This is a genomic window from Variovorax sp. PAMC28562 (assembly GCF_014303735.1).
Taxonomy (GTDB): domain Bacteria; phylum Pseudomonadota; class Gammaproteobacteria; order Burkholderiales; family Burkholderiaceae_C; genus Variovorax.
Map to the genome: position 1 here is coordinate 64,953 of NZ_CP060296.1, position 15,162 is coordinate 80,114.

13 protein-coding genes and 1 tRNA gene are annotated in these 15,162 nt (G+C 63.3%); 7 read left to right on the forward strand and 7 right to left on the reverse strand.

From position 1 onward, the window contains the following. Window positions 1–39: 39 nt before the first annotated feature. A complete protein-coding gene (locus H7F36_RS00300; protein WP_187052811.1) occupies window positions 40–2,949 on the forward strand; it encodes a valine--tRNA ligase in 2,910 nt (969 codons plus the stop codon). A gap of 118 nt (window positions 2,950–3,067) precedes the next feature. Further along, the gene (gene galU, locus H7F36_RS00305; RefSeq protein WP_187052812.1) at window positions 3,068–3,958 is read left to right on the forward strand and encodes a UTP--glucose-1-phosphate uridylyltransferase GalU; all 891 of its coding nucleotides are present in this window, start codon (window positions 3,068–3,070) and stop codon (window positions 3,956–3,958) included. Window positions 3,959–3,977: 19 nt separating this feature from the next. Here galU and H7F36_RS00310 read toward each other — a convergent pair whose 3' ends face one another. The 4 genes from H7F36_RS00310 to cysM are packed head-to-tail and all read right to left on the reverse strand — an operon-like array spanning window position 3,978 to window position 6,871. Beyond that, window positions 3,978–5,072, reverse strand: a complete 1,095-nt coding sequence (locus H7F36_RS00310; RefSeq protein WP_187052813.1) for an SGNH/GDSL hydrolase family protein — start codon at window positions 5,070–5,072, stop codon at window positions 3,978–3,980. Between the two features lie 5 nt (window positions 5,073–5,077). Beyond that, entirely contained in the window at window positions 5,078–5,305 is a 228-nt protein-coding gene (locus H7F36_RS00315; protein WP_187052814.1) for a sulfurtransferase TusA family protein, read from the reverse strand. Window positions 5,306–5,354: 49 nt separating this feature from the next. Beyond that, a complete protein-coding gene (locus H7F36_RS00320; protein ID WP_187052815.1) occupies window positions 5,355–5,927 on the reverse strand; it encodes an NUDIX domain-containing protein in 573 nt (190 codons plus the stop codon). Between the two features lie 41 nt (window positions 5,928–5,968). Further along, on the reverse strand, window positions 5,969–6,871 hold the full coding sequence (cysM, locus tag H7F36_RS00325) for a cysteine synthase CysM (RefSeq protein WP_187052816.1): 903 nt from the start codon (window positions 6,869–6,871) through the stop codon (window positions 5,969–5,971). A gap of 40 nt (window positions 6,872–6,911) precedes the next feature. On the opposite strand from cysM, the gene H7F36_RS00330 reads away from it, so the two are divergent. Continuing rightward, window positions 6,912–6,996 (forward strand) — tRNA-Leu (locus H7F36_RS00330). Between the two features lie 16 nt (window positions 6,997–7,012). Here the strand turns inward: H7F36_RS00330 and H7F36_RS00335 are convergent. Further along, entirely contained in the window at window positions 7,013–7,648 is a 636-nt protein-coding gene (locus H7F36_RS00335; protein ID WP_187054726.1) for a response regulator, read from the reverse strand. Window positions 7,649–7,698: 50 nt separating this feature from the next. After that, complete coding sequence (locus H7F36_RS00340) at window positions 7,699–9,054, reverse strand: cache domain-containing protein (RefSeq protein WP_187052817.1); 1,356 nt, start codon at window positions 9,052–9,054, stop codon at window positions 7,699–7,701. 188 nt (window positions 9,055–9,242) lie between these two features. Here H7F36_RS00340 and H7F36_RS00345 point away from each other — a divergent pair, with 188 nt between their 5' ends. The 4 genes from H7F36_RS00345 to H7F36_RS00360 all read left to right on the forward strand — a co-directional run bounded on the left by H7F36_RS00345 (window position 9,243) and on the right by H7F36_RS00360 (window position 14,140). Further along, a complete protein-coding gene (locus H7F36_RS00345; RefSeq protein ID WP_187052818.1) occupies window positions 9,243–10,445 on the forward strand; it encodes an ABC transporter substrate-binding protein in 1,203 nt (400 codons plus the stop codon). Between the two features lie 123 nt (window positions 10,446–10,568). Then, a complete protein-coding gene (locus tag H7F36_RS00350; protein ID WP_187052819.1) occupies window positions 10,569–11,444 on the forward strand; it encodes a branched-chain amino acid ABC transporter permease in 876 nt (291 codons plus the stop codon). Window positions 11,445–11,479: 35 nt separating this feature from the next. After that, entirely contained in the window at window positions 11,480–13,408 is a 1,929-nt protein-coding gene (locus tag H7F36_RS00355) for an ABC transporter permease subunit (RefSeq protein ID WP_187054727.1), read from the forward strand. Window positions 13,409–13,417: 9 nt separating this feature from the next. Beyond that, a complete protein-coding gene (locus H7F36_RS00360; protein WP_187052820.1) occupies window positions 13,418–14,140 on the forward strand; it encodes an ABC transporter ATP-binding protein in 723 nt (240 codons plus the stop codon). A gap of 63 nt (window positions 14,141–14,203) precedes the next feature. Here H7F36_RS00360 and H7F36_RS00365 read toward each other — a convergent pair whose 3' ends face one another. Then, the gene (locus H7F36_RS00365; protein ID WP_187052821.1) at window positions 14,204–15,148 is read right to left on the reverse strand and encodes an SDR family oxidoreductase; all 945 of its coding nucleotides are present in this window, start codon (window positions 15,146–15,148) and stop codon (window positions 14,204–14,206) included. Between the last annotated feature and the right edge of the window lie 14 nt (window positions 15,149–15,162).

Sequence of the window (15,162 nt, forward strand, 5' to 3'; positions counted from 1 at the left end):
AGCGATGACCCGACGGGGCGCCGGTAAAATCGACGATCCATGAGCGAACTTTCCCCCATCGTCCAGCCCGGCCTCGACAGCCTTTCCAAATCCTTCGAACCCGCGGCCATCGAGGCCCATTGGGGACCCGAGTGGGAACGCCGCGGCTATGCCAAGGCCGGCTTTCGCGGCACGCAGCAAGCCAAGGCGGGCGCCGACGCGTTCTCTATCCAGTTGCCACCACCGAACGTGACCGGCACGCTGCACATGGGGCATGCGTTCAATCACACGATCATGGACAGCCTGGCGCGCTACCACCGCATGAAGGGCGACAACACCGTGTGGGTGCCGGGCACCGACCATGCCGGCATCGCCACGCAGATCGTGGTCGAGCGGCAATTGCAGGAGCAAAAGCAGAGCCGCCACGAACTGGGCCGCAAGAACTTCGTCGCGCGTGTGTGGGAGTGGAAGCAAAAGTCGGGCAACACCATCACCGAGCAGATGCGCCGCATGGGCGACTCGGTCGACTGGAGCCGCGAATACTTCACGATGGACGAGGGCCTCTCGACCACCGTCACGCAAACCTTCGTGCAGCTCTATGACCAAGGCCTGATCTACCGCGGCAAGCGCCTGGGCAACTGGGACCCGGTGCTGAAGACCTCGGTGAGCGATCTCGAAGTGGAGAGCGAAGAAGAAGACGGCTTTCTTTGGCATATCGCCTACCCGCTCGAAGACGGCAACGGCACGCTGACGGTCGCGACCACGCGGCCTGAGACGATGCTCGGCGACACCGCGGTGATGGTCCATCCGGAAGACGAGCGCTACAAGCATTTGATCGGCCAGCGCGTGAAGCTGCCGCTCGTGGACAAACTGATCCCGATCATCGGCGACGACTACGTCGACAAGGCCTTCGGTACCGGCGTGGTCAAGGTGACGCCCGCACACGACTACAACGACTATGCGGTCGGCCAGCGGCACAACCTGGATGTCATCAGCGTGCTGACGCTCGACGCGACCATCAACGACAACGCGCCTGAAAAGTACCGCGGCATGGACCGCTTCGTGGCGCGCAAGGCCGTGGTCGCCGACCTCGATGCGCTCGGCCTGCTGGTCGAGGTCAAGAAGCACAAGCTGATGGTGCCGCGCTGTGCCCGCAGTGGCGCCATCGTCGAGCCGATGCTGACCGACCAGTGGTACGTGGCGATGACAAAGGCCGGCGCCAACGGCCGCTCGATCGCGCAGGAGGCCATCGACGTGGTGAAGTCGGGCGAAGTCCGCTTCATTCCCGAGAACTGGGTCAACACCTATGACCACTGGATGGAGAACATTCAGGACTGGACGATCTCGCGCCAGTTGTGGTGGGGCCACCAGATTCCGGCCTGGTACGACCAGGACGGCAATGTGTACGTGGCGCACGACGAGGCCGAAGCACAAGCCAAGGCCGACAAGGTCGCGCCGGGCAAGACGCTCACGCGCGACGAAGACGTGCTCGACACCTGGTACTCGTCGGCCCTGCTGCCTTTCTCGACGATGGGCTGGCCCAACGTGCCCGACGCCACCGAAGCGCCGCTGGTCGACTACAACCTCTACCTGCCTTCAAGCGTGCTGGTCACGGGCTACGACATCATCTTTTTCTGGGTCGCCCGGATGATCATGATGACCAAGCACTTCACCGGCCGCGTGCCCTTTAAGGACGTGTACATCCACGGCGTGGTGCGCGATGCGCAGGGCAAGAAGATGAGCAAGTCGGAGGGCAACGTGCTCGACCCGGTCGACCTGATCGATGGCATCGCGCTGCCCGGTTTGCTCGACAAGCGCACGCAAGGCTTGCGCAAGCCCGAGACGGCGCCGACGGTGCGCAAGAACACGCAAAAGGAATTTCCCGAAGGCATTCCGGCCTTCGGCGCCGATGCGTTGCGCTTCACCTTCGCGTCGCTCGCCTCGCTCGGCCGCAGCATCAACTTCGACAGCAAGCGCTGCGAGGGCTATCGCAACTTCTGCAACAAGCTCTGGAACGCCACCCGCTTCGTCTTGATGAATTGCGAGGGCCAGGACTGCGGCCTGATGGAGCACACCAAGGAAGACTGCAAGGTCGGCGGGCCGGCACATGGCTACCTGAAGTTCAGCCGTGCCGACTTCTGGATCACCTCGCAGCTGCAGCGCGTCGAGGCCGAAGTCGCCAAGGGCTTTGCCGAATACCGGCTCGACAACGTCGCCAGCGCCATCTACCAGTTCGCCTGGGACGAGTTCTGCGACTGGTATCTTGAGATCGCCAAGGTGCAGATCCAGACCGGCACCGATGCACAAAAGCGCGCCACCCGCCGCACCTTGATCCGAACGCTCGAGACGCTGCTGCGACTCGCCCATCCGGTGATCCCCTTCATTACCGAGGCGCTCTGGCAGAAGGTCGCCGGCGTGGCCGGTCGCGAAGGCGAGTCGATCATGATCTCTGCCTACCCGGAGAGCCAGCCCGGAAAGATCGATCCCGCAGCCGAGGCGCATGTCGCGCGTTTGAAGGCATTGGTCGACGCCTGCCGCACCCTTCGCGGCGAAATGAACGTATCGCCGGCAACGCGACTGCCGCTCTACGCGGTGGCCGACGACGCAGAGGGCGCTGCCTTTTTGCGCGATTCAGCGCCGGTGCTGCAGGCGTTGGGCAAGCTCAAGGAGGTCAAGGTTTTCGACGACGAAGCAGCCTGGTCGGCAGCGGCCGACGCGGCCCCGGTGGCCGTTGTGGGGGCGGTGCGACTGTGCCTCCACATGGAAATTAACAAAGGTGAAGAAAAATCACGTATCGCCAAGGAGATCGCCCGGATCGAAGGCGAGATCGTCCGGGTGAATGGCAAGCTCGGCAATGAAGCGTTCGTCGCCAAGGCGCCACCAGCAGTGATCGACCAGGAGCGAAAGCGGCTGGCCGATTTCAGCAGCACGATCGAAAGATTGCGTGACCAGGTTGTGCGCCTCGGCTGACAGACCGCCCAGCGCTCGCCATTTAGGCTTGGCCCGTGGCTGTTGCAGGCACGTGCGCGCCGGTTAGTCCCTTTCGGTCAGTCTTTCCCTTTCCACTTTCGAACCGACGTCCCATCCCATGTCCAATTCTTCGACCCGCATCCGTAAAGCTGTGTTCCCGGTCGCCGGCTTCGGCACCCGCTTCTTGCCGGCCACCAAGGCCCAGCCGAAAGAGATGCTGCCGGTGGTGGACAAGCCGTTGATCCAGTACGCGGTCGAAGAAGCCTACGCCGCTGGCATCCGCGACATGATTTTTGTGACGGGCCGTAACAAGCGCGCGATCGAAGACCATTACGACACGGCTTACGAGCTTGAAAGCCAGCTCGAAGCCAGCGGCAAGACCGAACTGCTGCGCATCGCGCGCTCGGTCATGCCAGACGACATGACCTGCTCGTACGTGCGGCAACCGCGCATGCTCGGGCTGGGCCACGCCGTGTTGTGCGCCGAGCACCTGGTGGGCGACGAGCCCTTCGCCGTGCTGTTGGCAGACGATTTGATGGTCGGCCCCAAAGACGGCGAGCCCGTGCTGGCCCAGATGACGAAGATGTTCGAGCGCCTCGGCGGCTCGCTGCTGGCGGTGCAGGAAGTGCCGCTCGACCAGGTCAAGCGCTACGGCATCGTGGCAGGTGATTCGGTTGAAGACGGTCTGGTCAAGGTCAACCGCATGGTCGAAAAGCCTAAGCCCGAAGAAGCGCCTTCGCGTCTCGGTGTGGCCGGCCGCTACATCTTGACGCCCGGCGTCTTCGCAGAGATTCGCCTGCAGCCCAAGGGCGCGGGTGGCGAGATCCAGCTGACCGATGGCATCGCCGCGCTGATGAAGAAAGAGGCGGTCTACGCTTACTCGTACAAGGGCGTGCGATACGACTGCGGCAGCAAGGAAGGCTTTTTGCAAGCCACTGTCGAACTGGCGCTGGCGCACCCGGAAGTCGGCGCGTCGTTCCGCGAATATCTGAAGAGCCTCGCGCTCTGAGCTTCGAATCGACGAGTTCCTACTTCTCCGGCTGAACCAGCGGCAAAACGAAGCGTGCGACCTCGTCGTCGCTGATCGGCGTCAGCGGCAGTTTGAATGCCTCGCGCAGTCGCGCCACAAGCGATTGCGCCCACAGCGCGTTGCACACCAACCCTGCATGGTCGTCCGCAAGCAATAAGTTGTGCGGGTCGTCTCCGATGGAGTTGGTCACAACGAAGCTTTTGCCGATGGTCACGGTCTTGAACGCCGGCTTGGGGGCGCCGCCTCGCGTACCCCACCGTTGCACCAGCCAGGCCGCATCGTCGAAGAACGCCGTGTTGGGCTCACTCTCCGCGAGCTTTCGGATGCCGGCGTTGAAACTGTCGAGCGCCTTCCAGATATTGTTTCGCTCGGCCTCCGAAACCCAATTGTTGTTTTGTGCCGCGTCGTCCGCTTCGTTCGCGATGCCGGCCACCAGAATGAGCGTCTGCGGGTGCGATTCGTGGATGAGCTTGAGCGTCGCGCCGATCTGCTTGACGCAGCGCGAAGTCAGTTCCGCCAGCTTGGGCGAATCGGGCTCCCGCGACTGCAGGTCGAGCGAACTCGACCAGTCGTTCAGCCCCATGCGGATCAAGACCACGCCGCGCTTCCAGCGCTCAGGCTCCTTGTCCATCAAGGCAACCAGTCGCGGTGCCTGGCGGAATCGCCCATCCATCAAATTAGCGCAGCTCGCACCCGAGTTGGCGAAGTTGTAGAGAAAATCTTCTTTCTTGGGGGCACGGCCGCCACTTAAACCCAATGCCTCACGGCCGGTCGCGAGCAAGCCAGAACTGCCCCAGGCAACCCATGGACCGCTGTCGATTTCCTTGCCACGCAGCTTGTCGAGAACTTCAGTCCAATTGAAGGTTCGCGCATGAAAAGGGCCGCCGCGCTCGCCGGTGCCGGCCGGAAACGCAATGCGGTCCTGGAACGAGTGGCTGTTGGAATCGCCGATGACCGCAAATGGAATGGCGGTCGGCGACACCTTTCGGTTGAGTGCGTTGTCGGGCACGTCCTGGCTCCAGACATTGAAAGCCAGCATCACGCCGGCCGTAACGAACGCGGCGAAGCCGACGCGACGAAAGCCGGTGCGCATGATCTTCAGCGCCGGCGAATGATGTGGATGAACTCGTTGCCGACCGTCTGCTGTTCAACGAGATCGTTACCCGTTTGGCGCGCAAAAGCCTGAAAGTCACGCACCGAGCCCGCATCGGTCGCCACCACCTTCAGCAACTGGCCGCTGGCCATGTCGTTGAGCGACTTCTTGGCCTTGAGGATAGGCAGCGGGCAGTTCAGGCCGCGGGTGTCGAGCTCTTTGTGGATGTGCATCGCCGTCTTTCGAGTATGCTGAAAATAGTCTTGCGCGTTGACACCGATTTTAGGCGGCAGGCGTGTCGGATGTTGCGGCCACTGCAGGTGCCGCCGCCGGCTTTGGCCAATCGACGAACTGCGGCTCGATGCCGCGCGTGCGCAGCCAGTCGGCCAGTGCGTAGCCGGTGCCCGCGGGCCAGCAACGCAAATTCGGCAGATCGTAGAGCCGGTAGTCGACCAGTTCGGGCGACAACGACACCTCGCCATCGGCTACCGCGTGGTACGCGATGATGATCTGGTTCATGCGCTGGAAGTCGTACACGCCGACCAGATTGAGTTCGGTCGCGTCGAGGTTGGTCTCCTCCTTTATCTCGCGTGCAATGCCTTCTTTTGGCGTCTCGCCGGCTTCCATGAAGCCGGTGATGAGTGCATACATCTTGCTGTTGCTCCAGGCCGCGTTGCGTGCCAGCAGCACCTGCCCGCGGTATTCGATGATGGCCGCGAGCACGGGCGTCGGGTTGTTCCAGTGCGTGTGTCCGCAGTTGGAGCAACGCAGACGCGACTTGGGGCCGCCGTCTTCGTTCAGTGCAATCCATTCGAGTGGCGTCGCGCAAACCTGGCAAAACTTGGGATCTGGCATGGGAACCTTTAAGGAAGCGTCGGCGGACGCTTTGAAGAAAGCTACGCGGGGAAAACGCCAGTCGACAGATACCTGTCACCGCGGTCGCAAACGATGAACACGATGACAGCGTTCTCTACTTTTTTTGCGATGTCGAGCGCTACCCAGAGCGCGCCCGCCGCGGAGATGCCACCGAAAATACCCTCTTCGCGCGCCAGCCGCCGGCACATCTCCTCGGCGTTGTCCTGGCTCACGTTGACGACGGTGTCGACCCGGCTCGGCTCATAAATTTTCGGCAGATATTCCTGTGGCCATTTGCGAATGCCCGGAATACGCGAACCCTCGTCGGGTTGGGCGCCGATGATCTGCACGGCCGCGTTCTTTTCCTTCAGGAACCGCGAGACGCCGGTGATCGTGCCCGTCGTGCCCATGGCACTCACGAAGTGCGTCACTTCGCCATCCGTATCGGCCCAGATCTCGGGCCCGGTGGTTTCGTAGTGGATGCGCGGGTTGTCCGGGTTGGAGAACTGGTTGAGCACACGCCCCTTGCCTTGCGCGACCATCTGGTCGGCCAGGTCGCGGGCGTATTCCATGCCGCCGCTCTTGGGCGTCAGCATAAGTTCAGCGCCGAAGGCTTTCATGGTCTGGGCGCGTTCGATGGAGAGGTCTTCCGGCATGATCAAAACCATGCGGTAACCCTTGATCGCCGCAGCCATTGCCAGCGCGATGCCGGTGTTGCCGGAGGTCGCTTCGATCAACGTGTCGCCGGGCTTGATTTCGCCGCGCTCCTCGGCGCGCTTGATCATCGACAGCGCTGGCCGGTCTTTCACCGAGCCGGCCGGATTGTTGCCTTCCAGCTTGCCGAGAATCACGTTGTTGCGCTTCGCGTTTTCGGCTGCGTCGATCCGTTGCAGCGCGACCAACGGCGTTTTACCGATGGCTTCTTCGATCGTCGGGTAATTCATACAAGACACTGTGCCATAATTTTGGGTTGCTCTCTTCCGTGCCCGGGTGGTGAAATTGGTAGACGCAGGGGACTCAAAATCCCCCGCCGAAAGGCGTGCCGGTTCGATTCCGGCCCCGGGCACCACGGATTTTCAGAGCTGTCAGATCGTCGTCCAGCCATTGGTCACCGCGATCTTCAGCAACTCACTCGCCGAATCCACACCCAGCTTGCGCCGCAAGCTGAAGCGATGCGTCTCCACCGTGCGCACGCTGATGTCCAGCTCCTTCGCCACCAGTTTGTTGCTGCGCCCGTGCGCCAGCAGCAGCAGCACCTCGTGTTCACGAGCGGTGAGCTGCGGTGTCGTGTTGCCGAACTGCAGCATCAGGTCGGACACCTGCGCGCTGAAGTAACTGCCTCCGGCGCACACCGCGCTGATGGCGCTCAGGATTTCTTCTGTCGGCGACTCTTTGAGCACGTAGCCCCGCGCGCCTGCGCGGATGGCACTCAGCACGTACTCGCGGTTGTCGTACATGCTCAGCATCAACACCAGCACCTCGGGATGACGCGTGCGCAGGAACGTCGCCAGCTCGATGCCGTTCATGCCGCGCATGCCGACATCGATCAACATCAGGTCGGGCGGATCGGCGGCGGCCAGCGCCAATGCTTCAGCGCCACTCGCCGCTTCACCGATCACCCGGAGATGCGGCACCACGGCCAGCCGCGCGCGCAGTCCGTCGCGCACGAGGGAATGGTCGTCGACGATGACGAGCCGGATCGGCGCAGGCTCGTCGCTCATACGGCTCACATGGGGCAAAGGGCTCGTGCCGCCGATGTCGTTCGGGCCGGTCATGCGGGCACCGCCAATGGAAAGCTCGCAATCAACGAGGTGCGGCCCGGCTGCGAGATGAGCTGAAAGCTCCCGCCGTTGCGCTCCACACGCTCGCGCATATTCGTGAGCCCGATGCCGCGGTCCTTGCTGTGCTCGACGTTCTGCACATCGAAACCGCGCCCGTCGTCGGTGATGCGAAGCTCGAGCCGGTCGTGCGCATCGTCCAGCCGAATGTCGATGTGCCTGGCCCCAGCGTGCCGCTCCACGTTGCGCAACGCCTCCTGCGCAACACGAAACAGGCTCACGGCCTGCAGCTCGGGCAGCCGTTCTTCATGCACATGCGGCGACACAGTCACGGTCAGGCCACTCCGCTGCGCCAGCTCGTTGCCGATGTGCTCCAACGCCGCGGGCAGGCCCAGGTCGTCGAGCAAGGCGGGCCGCAGATCGTGGGAAATGCGTCGCACCTCGCCGATGGCTTGCGACAGCGCGCCGATCTCCTTGTCGATCGCCGTCACCGGTGCGTTACCCGGATGCGCGAGCCGGTGCCCGACCAGCTCGAACTGGTATTTGATCGAGACCAGCAGCTGACAGATATGGTCGTGCAACTCACGCGACACCCGGGCGCGCTCGTCTTCTTGGGAGCTCACAACGCGGTGCGCCAGCGCCTTCAGCTTGCGATCGGCCTGGCGCTGCTCGCTGATGTTGACCGCGAGCCCGCCCGCAAACACCGCGATCGCGGCGATCATCGCGACCGTTGCCAGGCCGAGCAACGTTTGCCGGACGCTGGCCAGCAAGCTGCCGCGCAGCCTTGCGGCTGCCGCATCTACATCGTCCAGATAGATGCCCGTGCCGAGCATCCAGCCCCAGCGCGGCAGCTCGACCGAATACCCCAGCTTGCGCTCGATGCGACCGGTCGAGGGCTTGGGCCACAAGTAGCGCTGGTAGCCGCCGCCCTCGTGCGCCCGTGCGATCAACTCGCGGATCATGTACGTGCCCTCGGTGTCACGCCGGTCCCACAAGTTCTGTCCAACGAGGTCCGGCTGGCGAGGATGAACCAGCGTCAGGCCCTCGCGGTCGTAAACATAGAAATAGCCGTCATCGCCGAAGTTCATATTCGCGAGGATGGCCTTGGCCTGCTCCTTGGCGGCCTCGTCGTCGCGCCCCGCACCGTAGAGGTTGTCGATGGAAGTGAGTGCCAGCGCGATGTAACTGCGGAGTTCTTCGCGCTTGGCGCTGAGCAGCACGTCCTCCAGAACCTGCGTCTGACGTTGCTCCAGCCGCTGCGTCTCGACCACCAGCAGCCCGCCGATCGCAGCGATGGCGAACAGCAGGGGCGCCACTGCGAGCAGGAGGATTTTCGCCTTCGGTTTCATGGTCGAGATTGTGCGATGCGCCCGGAATTTTCGTCGCGGGACAAGACGCCTTGGCGTTTTCCCTTAGGCAGTACTACCGAGGCGATCCCCGCACTCATGCGAATACAAAAAGAGACAGCCGCGCCCAATAATCGCGGAGCCTGGGGACCGCTGACTGCAATCCCTACAACCACCGCAGGAGACCTGACATGACCCCCTTTCCGAAAAGAATTGCCACCGCCGTAGCGCTGGCCGCCCTCACCACCTTCGCAGTGGCAGCAGACCCGATCAAGATCGGTGTCAATGGTCCGTTCACCGGCGGCTCGTCGTCGATGGGCGTCAGCATGCGCGACGGCGTGCGGCTTGCCGCGGCTGAAATCAACAAGGCCGGCGGCGTGCTCGGCCGTCAGATCGAACTCGTCGAGCGCGACGACGAAGCCAAGAACGAACGCGGCGTGCAGATCGCCCAGGAACTCGTCAACAAGGAGAAAGTCACCGCTGTTGTCGGCTACATCAACACCGGCGTGGCCCTGGCGTCGCAGCGCTTTTTCCAGGAAGCCAAGATCCCGGTGATGAACAACGTCGCGACCGGCTCCATCATCACGCACCAGTTCGACAAGGAACCCGAAAACTACGTGTTCCGCAACGCCGCGCACGACAGCATCCAGGCGCCGATGATCGTGGAAGAAGCCGTGACGCGTCGCGGCTTCAAAAAGGTCGCGATCCTGGCTGACTCGACCAACTACGGCCAGCTCGGTCGCGCCGATCTGGAGAAGGCGCTGGAGGCCAAGGGCATCAAGCCAGTGGCAACTGAAAAATTCAACATCAAGGACGTCGACATGACGGCCCAGTTGCTCAAGGCCAAGGAAGCCGGCGCCGAAGCGGTGCTCACCTATGGCATCGGCCCCGAGCTGGCGCAGATCGCCAACGGCATGACCAAGCTGGGCTGGAAGGTGCCAATCATCGGCAGCTGGACGCTCGCGATGGCCAACTACATCGACAACGCAGGCCCGGGCGGAGAAGGCGCGCGCATGCCGCAAACCTTTATTCAGGAGCCAACGACGCCCAAGCGCCAGTCGTTCATCGTGTCTTACCTGAAGATGTTCAACCCGAAGAACAGCCGGATGGATTCACCGGTCTCGGCAGCGCAGGGCTACGACTCGATCTACCTGCTGGCAGCTGCAATCAAGCAGGCCAACAGCACCGACGGCCCGAAGATCAAGGCCGCCCTGGAAGACCTGAAGACGCCGGTCGAAGGCGTGGTCACTACTTACAACAAGCCGTTCTCAAAGACCGACCATGATGCGATCTCCGCCAACATTCCGGTGTTTGGCGAGGTCAAGGGCCAGAAGGTGGTCTACGCCTACGCTGATGACCAGAAGAAGGCGTCCGAAGTCCGCATGAAGAAGTAAGCTTCATTCGCAAAGTCGCGCCGCCGAAGGTTCCCATGCCTTCGGCGGCGCGGTCCGTTGAAGCGCCGCAAACCGGCCTGGTTCACGCGGCCCCTACCGGTCCCCATTCACCTCCTCAGCGCCATGCAAATCTTTACCCAACTCATCTTCAGCGGCATCGCGCTGGGCATGATCTACGCCGTGATCGCGTTCGGCTATCAGCTTACTTTTGCCACCTCGGACACGCTCAACTTCGGCCAGGGCGATGCACTCATGCTGGGCGCGCTGGTCGGCCTGACACTGGTCGGCCTCGGCGTGAACTATTGGCTGATGATTCCGCTGGTATGCCTGTTCGGTGCCTTCCAGGGCGCCGTGGTGGAACGCATCGGCGTGCGCCCGGCGCTCAAGATCAAGTCCGAGTTCGGCTGGATCATGTCGACCATCGCGCTCGGCATCATTTTCAAAAACGTGGCTGAAAACGTGTGGGGTCGCGACGACCTGAAGTTCCCGTCGCCGCTGCCCGAGTCGCCGATGCACTTCCTGGGTGCCAACATTTTGCCGATGGAAATCCTGGTGGTCGGCGGCGCGCTGGCGATGATGCTGGCGGTCGAAGTATTCAACCGCAAGTCGATCTACGGCAAGGCCGTGGTTGCCACCTTCAACGACCGCGATGCCGCCAAGCTGATGGGCATCAACACCGGTCTGGTCATCACTTTTTCTTACGCGCTGTCGTCGATGAGCGCAGCGTTTGCCGGCGTGCTGATCGCGCCGTTGACACTCACGGGCGCAACGATGGGCGCCGTGCTCGGGCTCAAGGCCTTTGCCGTCGCCATCATCGGCGGCCTGAGCAGCGGCATGGGCATCGTCGTCGGCGGCATCATCCTGGGCATTGCCGAGACCACCACCGGCTTTTATCTGAGCACCGGCTACAAGGACGTGCCCGGCCTGGTGCTGCTGCTGATCGTGCTGGCAGTGCGGCCGCAAGGCCTGTTCGGCAAATCCATCATCAAAAAGGTGTGATTGCCGTGACGACCAAGAACATGAATCTCGAAAAAATGAAGACCAGCCATTTGCTGCTGGCCGTCATCGGCGTGGCGGCACTGCTGCTGTTCCCGGTGGGCATCACCAACCCGTATTACATCCACCTGCTCGAAACCATCATGATCTACGCGATCGTGTTGTTCGGGCTCGACATCGTGGTCGGCTACACCGGCCAGGTGTCGCTCGGTCATGCCGGACTGTTCGGCCTCGGTGCATACACCGCAGGCGTGCTCGTGTTCAAACTGGCAATGCCGTTCTGGGTCACGGTGCCGGCGGCGATTCTGGTGACGGCCGGCTTCGGCGCCCTGCTGGCGCTGCCGGCGCTGCGTGTCTCGGGGCCGTACCTTGCGATGGTCACGCTGGCCTTCGGCACCATCATCCAGATCCTGATCAACGAGATGAGCTTCCTGACGGAGGGCCCGATGGGCATCAAGCTGGACAAGCCCGAGTTGTTCGGTCACAAGCTCGACGAGCGCGAGTTCTACTGGGTCGTCGTGGTGCTGATGGTGCTGGCGCTGGGCGTCGTGCACCGCATCTTGCGATCGCACCTGGGTCGTGCCTTCGAGGCGCTGCGCGGCAGCCCGGTGGCCTCCGACTGTATGGGCGTGTCGGTGTACCGATACAAGGTCTATGCCTTTGTCATCAGCGCGGGCTTTGCCGGACTGGCCGGCTCGCTGTATGCCTACAGCGAACAGTACATCTCGCCCAACTCGTACAACTTCGAGCTCACGGTGCTGTTCCTGTTGGCCGTGATCATGGGCGGGCGCAAGAGCCGCATCGGCACGCTGCTGGGCGCGGCCATCATCGTGCTGCTGCCCAAGCTGCTCGACGACGTGGCGCTGTTTCGCTACGTGTCGGTCGCCCTCGCGGTGCTGGTGATGATCGTCGCCGTGGTCGGTATCCAGCGCAAGCGCACGACGCCCGCGCAGATGGCCATTCCGGTGGTCGGCAGCATCGCGTTGGCGGGGCTGGCGTTTTGGTTGCAGACCATGACCGACTGGCGCCTGTCGATCTTCGGCGTGATCATGCTGTTCGTCGTTTATTACCTGCAGGACGGCATCGTCGGTTTTGTGCGCAAGGCGCTGAACATGCGCCGCCCCGCTCCGCAGATCGATGCAGCCGTGACCGGTGTGCCGCGCGCCGATGCGGTGTCGGTCGCGGCCAATGCCGGCGGCGCTGAAGCGCTGCTCGAAGCCAGCGGCGTGCTGATGCAGTTCGGCGGCCTCAAGGCGCTCAACAACGTCGACCTGACGATCAAGCGCGGCACCATTCATGGCCTGATCGGCCCCAACGGCTCGGGCAAAAGCACGATGATGAACGTGCTGACCGGTATCTACGTGCCGACCGCCGGCGCCATCAGCTTTGCCGGAAAATCGGTGGTTGGGCGCACCTCGTCCGACATCGCGCTGTCGGGCATCGCGCGCACCTTCCAGAACGTGCAGCTGTTCGGCGAGATGACGGCCCTGCAGAACGTGCAGGTCGGCTTGCACCACACCTTCTACAGCAACCTGATCGATGTGTCGCTGCACACGCCGCGCTACAAGCGCGAAAGCGGTGCAGCGGTGCAACGCGGACTCGGCTTGCTGGAGTTTGTCGGGCTTGAAGCGCTGGCCGGTGAAGAGGCGCGCAACCTGCCGTACGGCAAGCAGCGCCTGCTGGAAATCGCCCGCGCGCTGGCACTCGATCCGCAACTGTTGTTGCTCGACGAACCCGCCGCCGGCCTCACCGCGCCGGACATCAAGGAGCTGATCGCCATCATCAAGAAGATCCGCGAGCATGGCGTGACCGTGATCCTGATCGAGCACCACATGGACGTCGTGATGGGCTTGTGCGACACAGTGTCGGTGCTCGATTTCGGCCAGAAGATCGCCGAAGGCGAACCCGCTGCGGTACAAGCCGACGAAAAAGTCATCGAGGCTTATCTCGGCGGCACTGTTGCGTAAGGACACACTATGCTGACCATCAACAATCTGTTCGCCGGTTACGGCAAAGTGCAAGTGCTGCACGGCGTGACGATCGAGGTGCCCAAGGGCAAGGTCGTGACGCTGATCGGCTCCAACGGCGCCGGCAAGACCACGACCATGCGGGCAGTTTCGGGAATGATCGCGCCGACTGCCGGTGAGATCACGCTTCACGGCAAGCGCATCGACGGGCTGGAGAGCTATCACATCGCCAAACTCGGCCTGGCGCATTCGCCTGAGGGCCGGCGCGTGTTCGCCACAATGACCGTGACCGACAACCTGACCCTGGGCGCATTTCCGCGCCTCACCGGCAGCCGCCCGCGTGGCGACGTGGCGGGCGATCTGGAGCGTGCGCTGGAGCTGTTCCCGCGTTTGAAAGAGCGACGCATGCAGCTTGCGGGCACCCTGTCGGGTGGCGAGCAGCAGATGCTGGCGATGGCGCGCGCGATCATGCTGAACCCTGAAGTCGTGCTGCTCGACGAGCCGTCGATGGGTCTCGCGCCGATCCTGGTCGAAGAGGTGTTCCGCATCATCGCGCGGCTGAAAAGCGAGGGCGTGACGATGCTGCTGGTCGAACAGTTCGCGGCCGCCGCGCTCAAGGTGGCCGACTACGGCTACGTGCTGGAGAACGGCCGCATCTCGGTGCATGGTCCGGCCGCCAAGTTGCGCGACGACCCCGCGGTGAAGGCCGCGTATCTGGGCGGCAGCCACTAGCTGCGGCAACGCCGCGTCTGACCTGATGGCCGGTAACGGCAGAGGCAACCGCGGAGGCAACGGCTAAGGCAACGACTGAGTTTTTGGCGGCTGCAAGCCGGTTGCCACAGTCGGATACAGCAGCCGCACGCGCAACTCGCGTTTCATGCGCGTGTTGTCGAGCCGGCGCGATTCGCCCATGAAGCTGAGCAGCGACAGCGGCAACTCGGCTCCCGCCTGCTCACGCGCGATGCGTCTGGGCCGGGGCAAGCCGTAGAGATCGGCCGCCAGGTCGACGTAGTCACCCATCTTGATGTCACTGTCGTCACTGGCATTGAACACGCGCTGCGTGCCGCCACGCCACAGCGCCACCACGCAGGCCCGCGCCAGGTCGTCGGCATGGATGTGATTGGTATAGACGTCGTCTTCACTGCGCAACACAGGCGTGCCTTTGCGGAGACGCTCGCGCGGCGTGCCGCCTTCGCGGTCAGGCGCGTAGATGCCGGGGATGCGCAGGATACGCACTGCCACGCCGGCGCGGCCCAGCCATCGCACCGAACGCTCGGCATCGACGCGGCGGTGCGCGCGGGGCGTGTGCGGGCTTGCCGCGCGCGTCTCATCCACCAGCGCACCACCGCAATCGCCGTAGACGCCGCTGGTCGAGCCGTAGACGAGTGCGTCGGGCAACGAGCGCAGGCGCAGTGCTCGCGCGAGCGCGACGGTGCGAGCGTCACGCCACCATCCAGTGCCCGCGACGTTGGCCGGTGGCGCCAGATGCAGCACGCGCGTCGCGATGCCGGCAAGACGCCCCAGCGAGCTCGGCACATCGAGATTGGCGACCAGCGGCGTGATCCCGGCTGCGCGCAATGCGGGCACCCTGTCGGGCGAAGAAGTCAGCGCGACCAGCTGCACCCGGCCGCGCAAGGCAAGTGCGGCGCGCATCCCGATATCGCCGCAGCCGACGATGAGTACCCTTGCTCGCCGAAAGCGCGCAGGCCGCGCGCCAATGGGACTGTTGATTGAAGGCAAAATCCGTGTCCCTT

Excerpts from the sequence above, each read along its gene's own strand:
- H7F36_RS00360 (WP_187052820.1), top strand. The coding sequence starts at position 13,418 with ATGCTGACCATCAACAATCTGTTCGCCGGTTACGGCAAAGTGCAAGTG.
- H7F36_RS00315 (WP_187052814.1), bottom strand. The coding sequence starts at position 5,305 with ATGCACATCCACAAAGAGCTCGACACCCGCGGCCTGAACTGCCCGCTG.
- cysM (WP_187052816.1), bottom strand. The coding sequence starts at position 6,871 with ATGAATTACCCGACGATCGAAGAAGCCATCGGTAAAACGCCGTTGGTC.
- H7F36_RS00335 (WP_187054726.1), bottom strand. The coding sequence starts at position 7,648 with ATGAGCGACGAGCCTGCGCCGATCCGGCTCGTCATCGTCGACGACCAT.
- galU (WP_187052812.1), top strand. The coding sequence starts at position 3,068 with ATGTCCAATTCTTCGACCCGCATCCGTAAAGCTGTGTTCCCGGTCGCC.
- H7F36_RS00310 (WP_187052813.1), bottom strand. The coding sequence starts at position 5,072 with ATGCGCACCGGCTTTCGTCGCGTCGGCTTCGCCGCGTTCGTTACGGCC.
- H7F36_RS00350 (WP_187052819.1), top strand. The coding sequence starts at position 10,569 with ATGCAAATCTTTACCCAACTCATCTTCAGCGGCATCGCGCTGGGCATG.
- H7F36_RS00340 (WP_187052817.1), bottom strand. The coding sequence starts at position 9,054 with ATGAAACCGAAGGCGAAAATCCTCCTGCTCGCAGTGGCGCCCCTGCTG.
- H7F36_RS00355 (WP_187054727.1), top strand. The coding sequence starts at position 11,480 with ATGAAGACCAGCCATTTGCTGCTGGCCGTCATCGGCGTGGCGGCACTG.
- H7F36_RS00320 (WP_187052815.1), bottom strand. The coding sequence starts at position 5,927 with ATGCCAGATCCCAAGTTTTGCCAGGTTTGCGCGACGCCACTCGAATGG.
- H7F36_RS00345 (WP_187052818.1), top strand. The coding sequence starts at position 9,243 with ATGACCCCCTTTCCGAAAAGAATTGCCACCGCCGTAGCGCTGGCCGCC.
- H7F36_RS00300 (WP_187052811.1), top strand. The coding sequence starts at position 40 with ATGAGCGAACTTTCCCCCATCGTCCAGCCCGGCCTCGACAGCCTTTCC.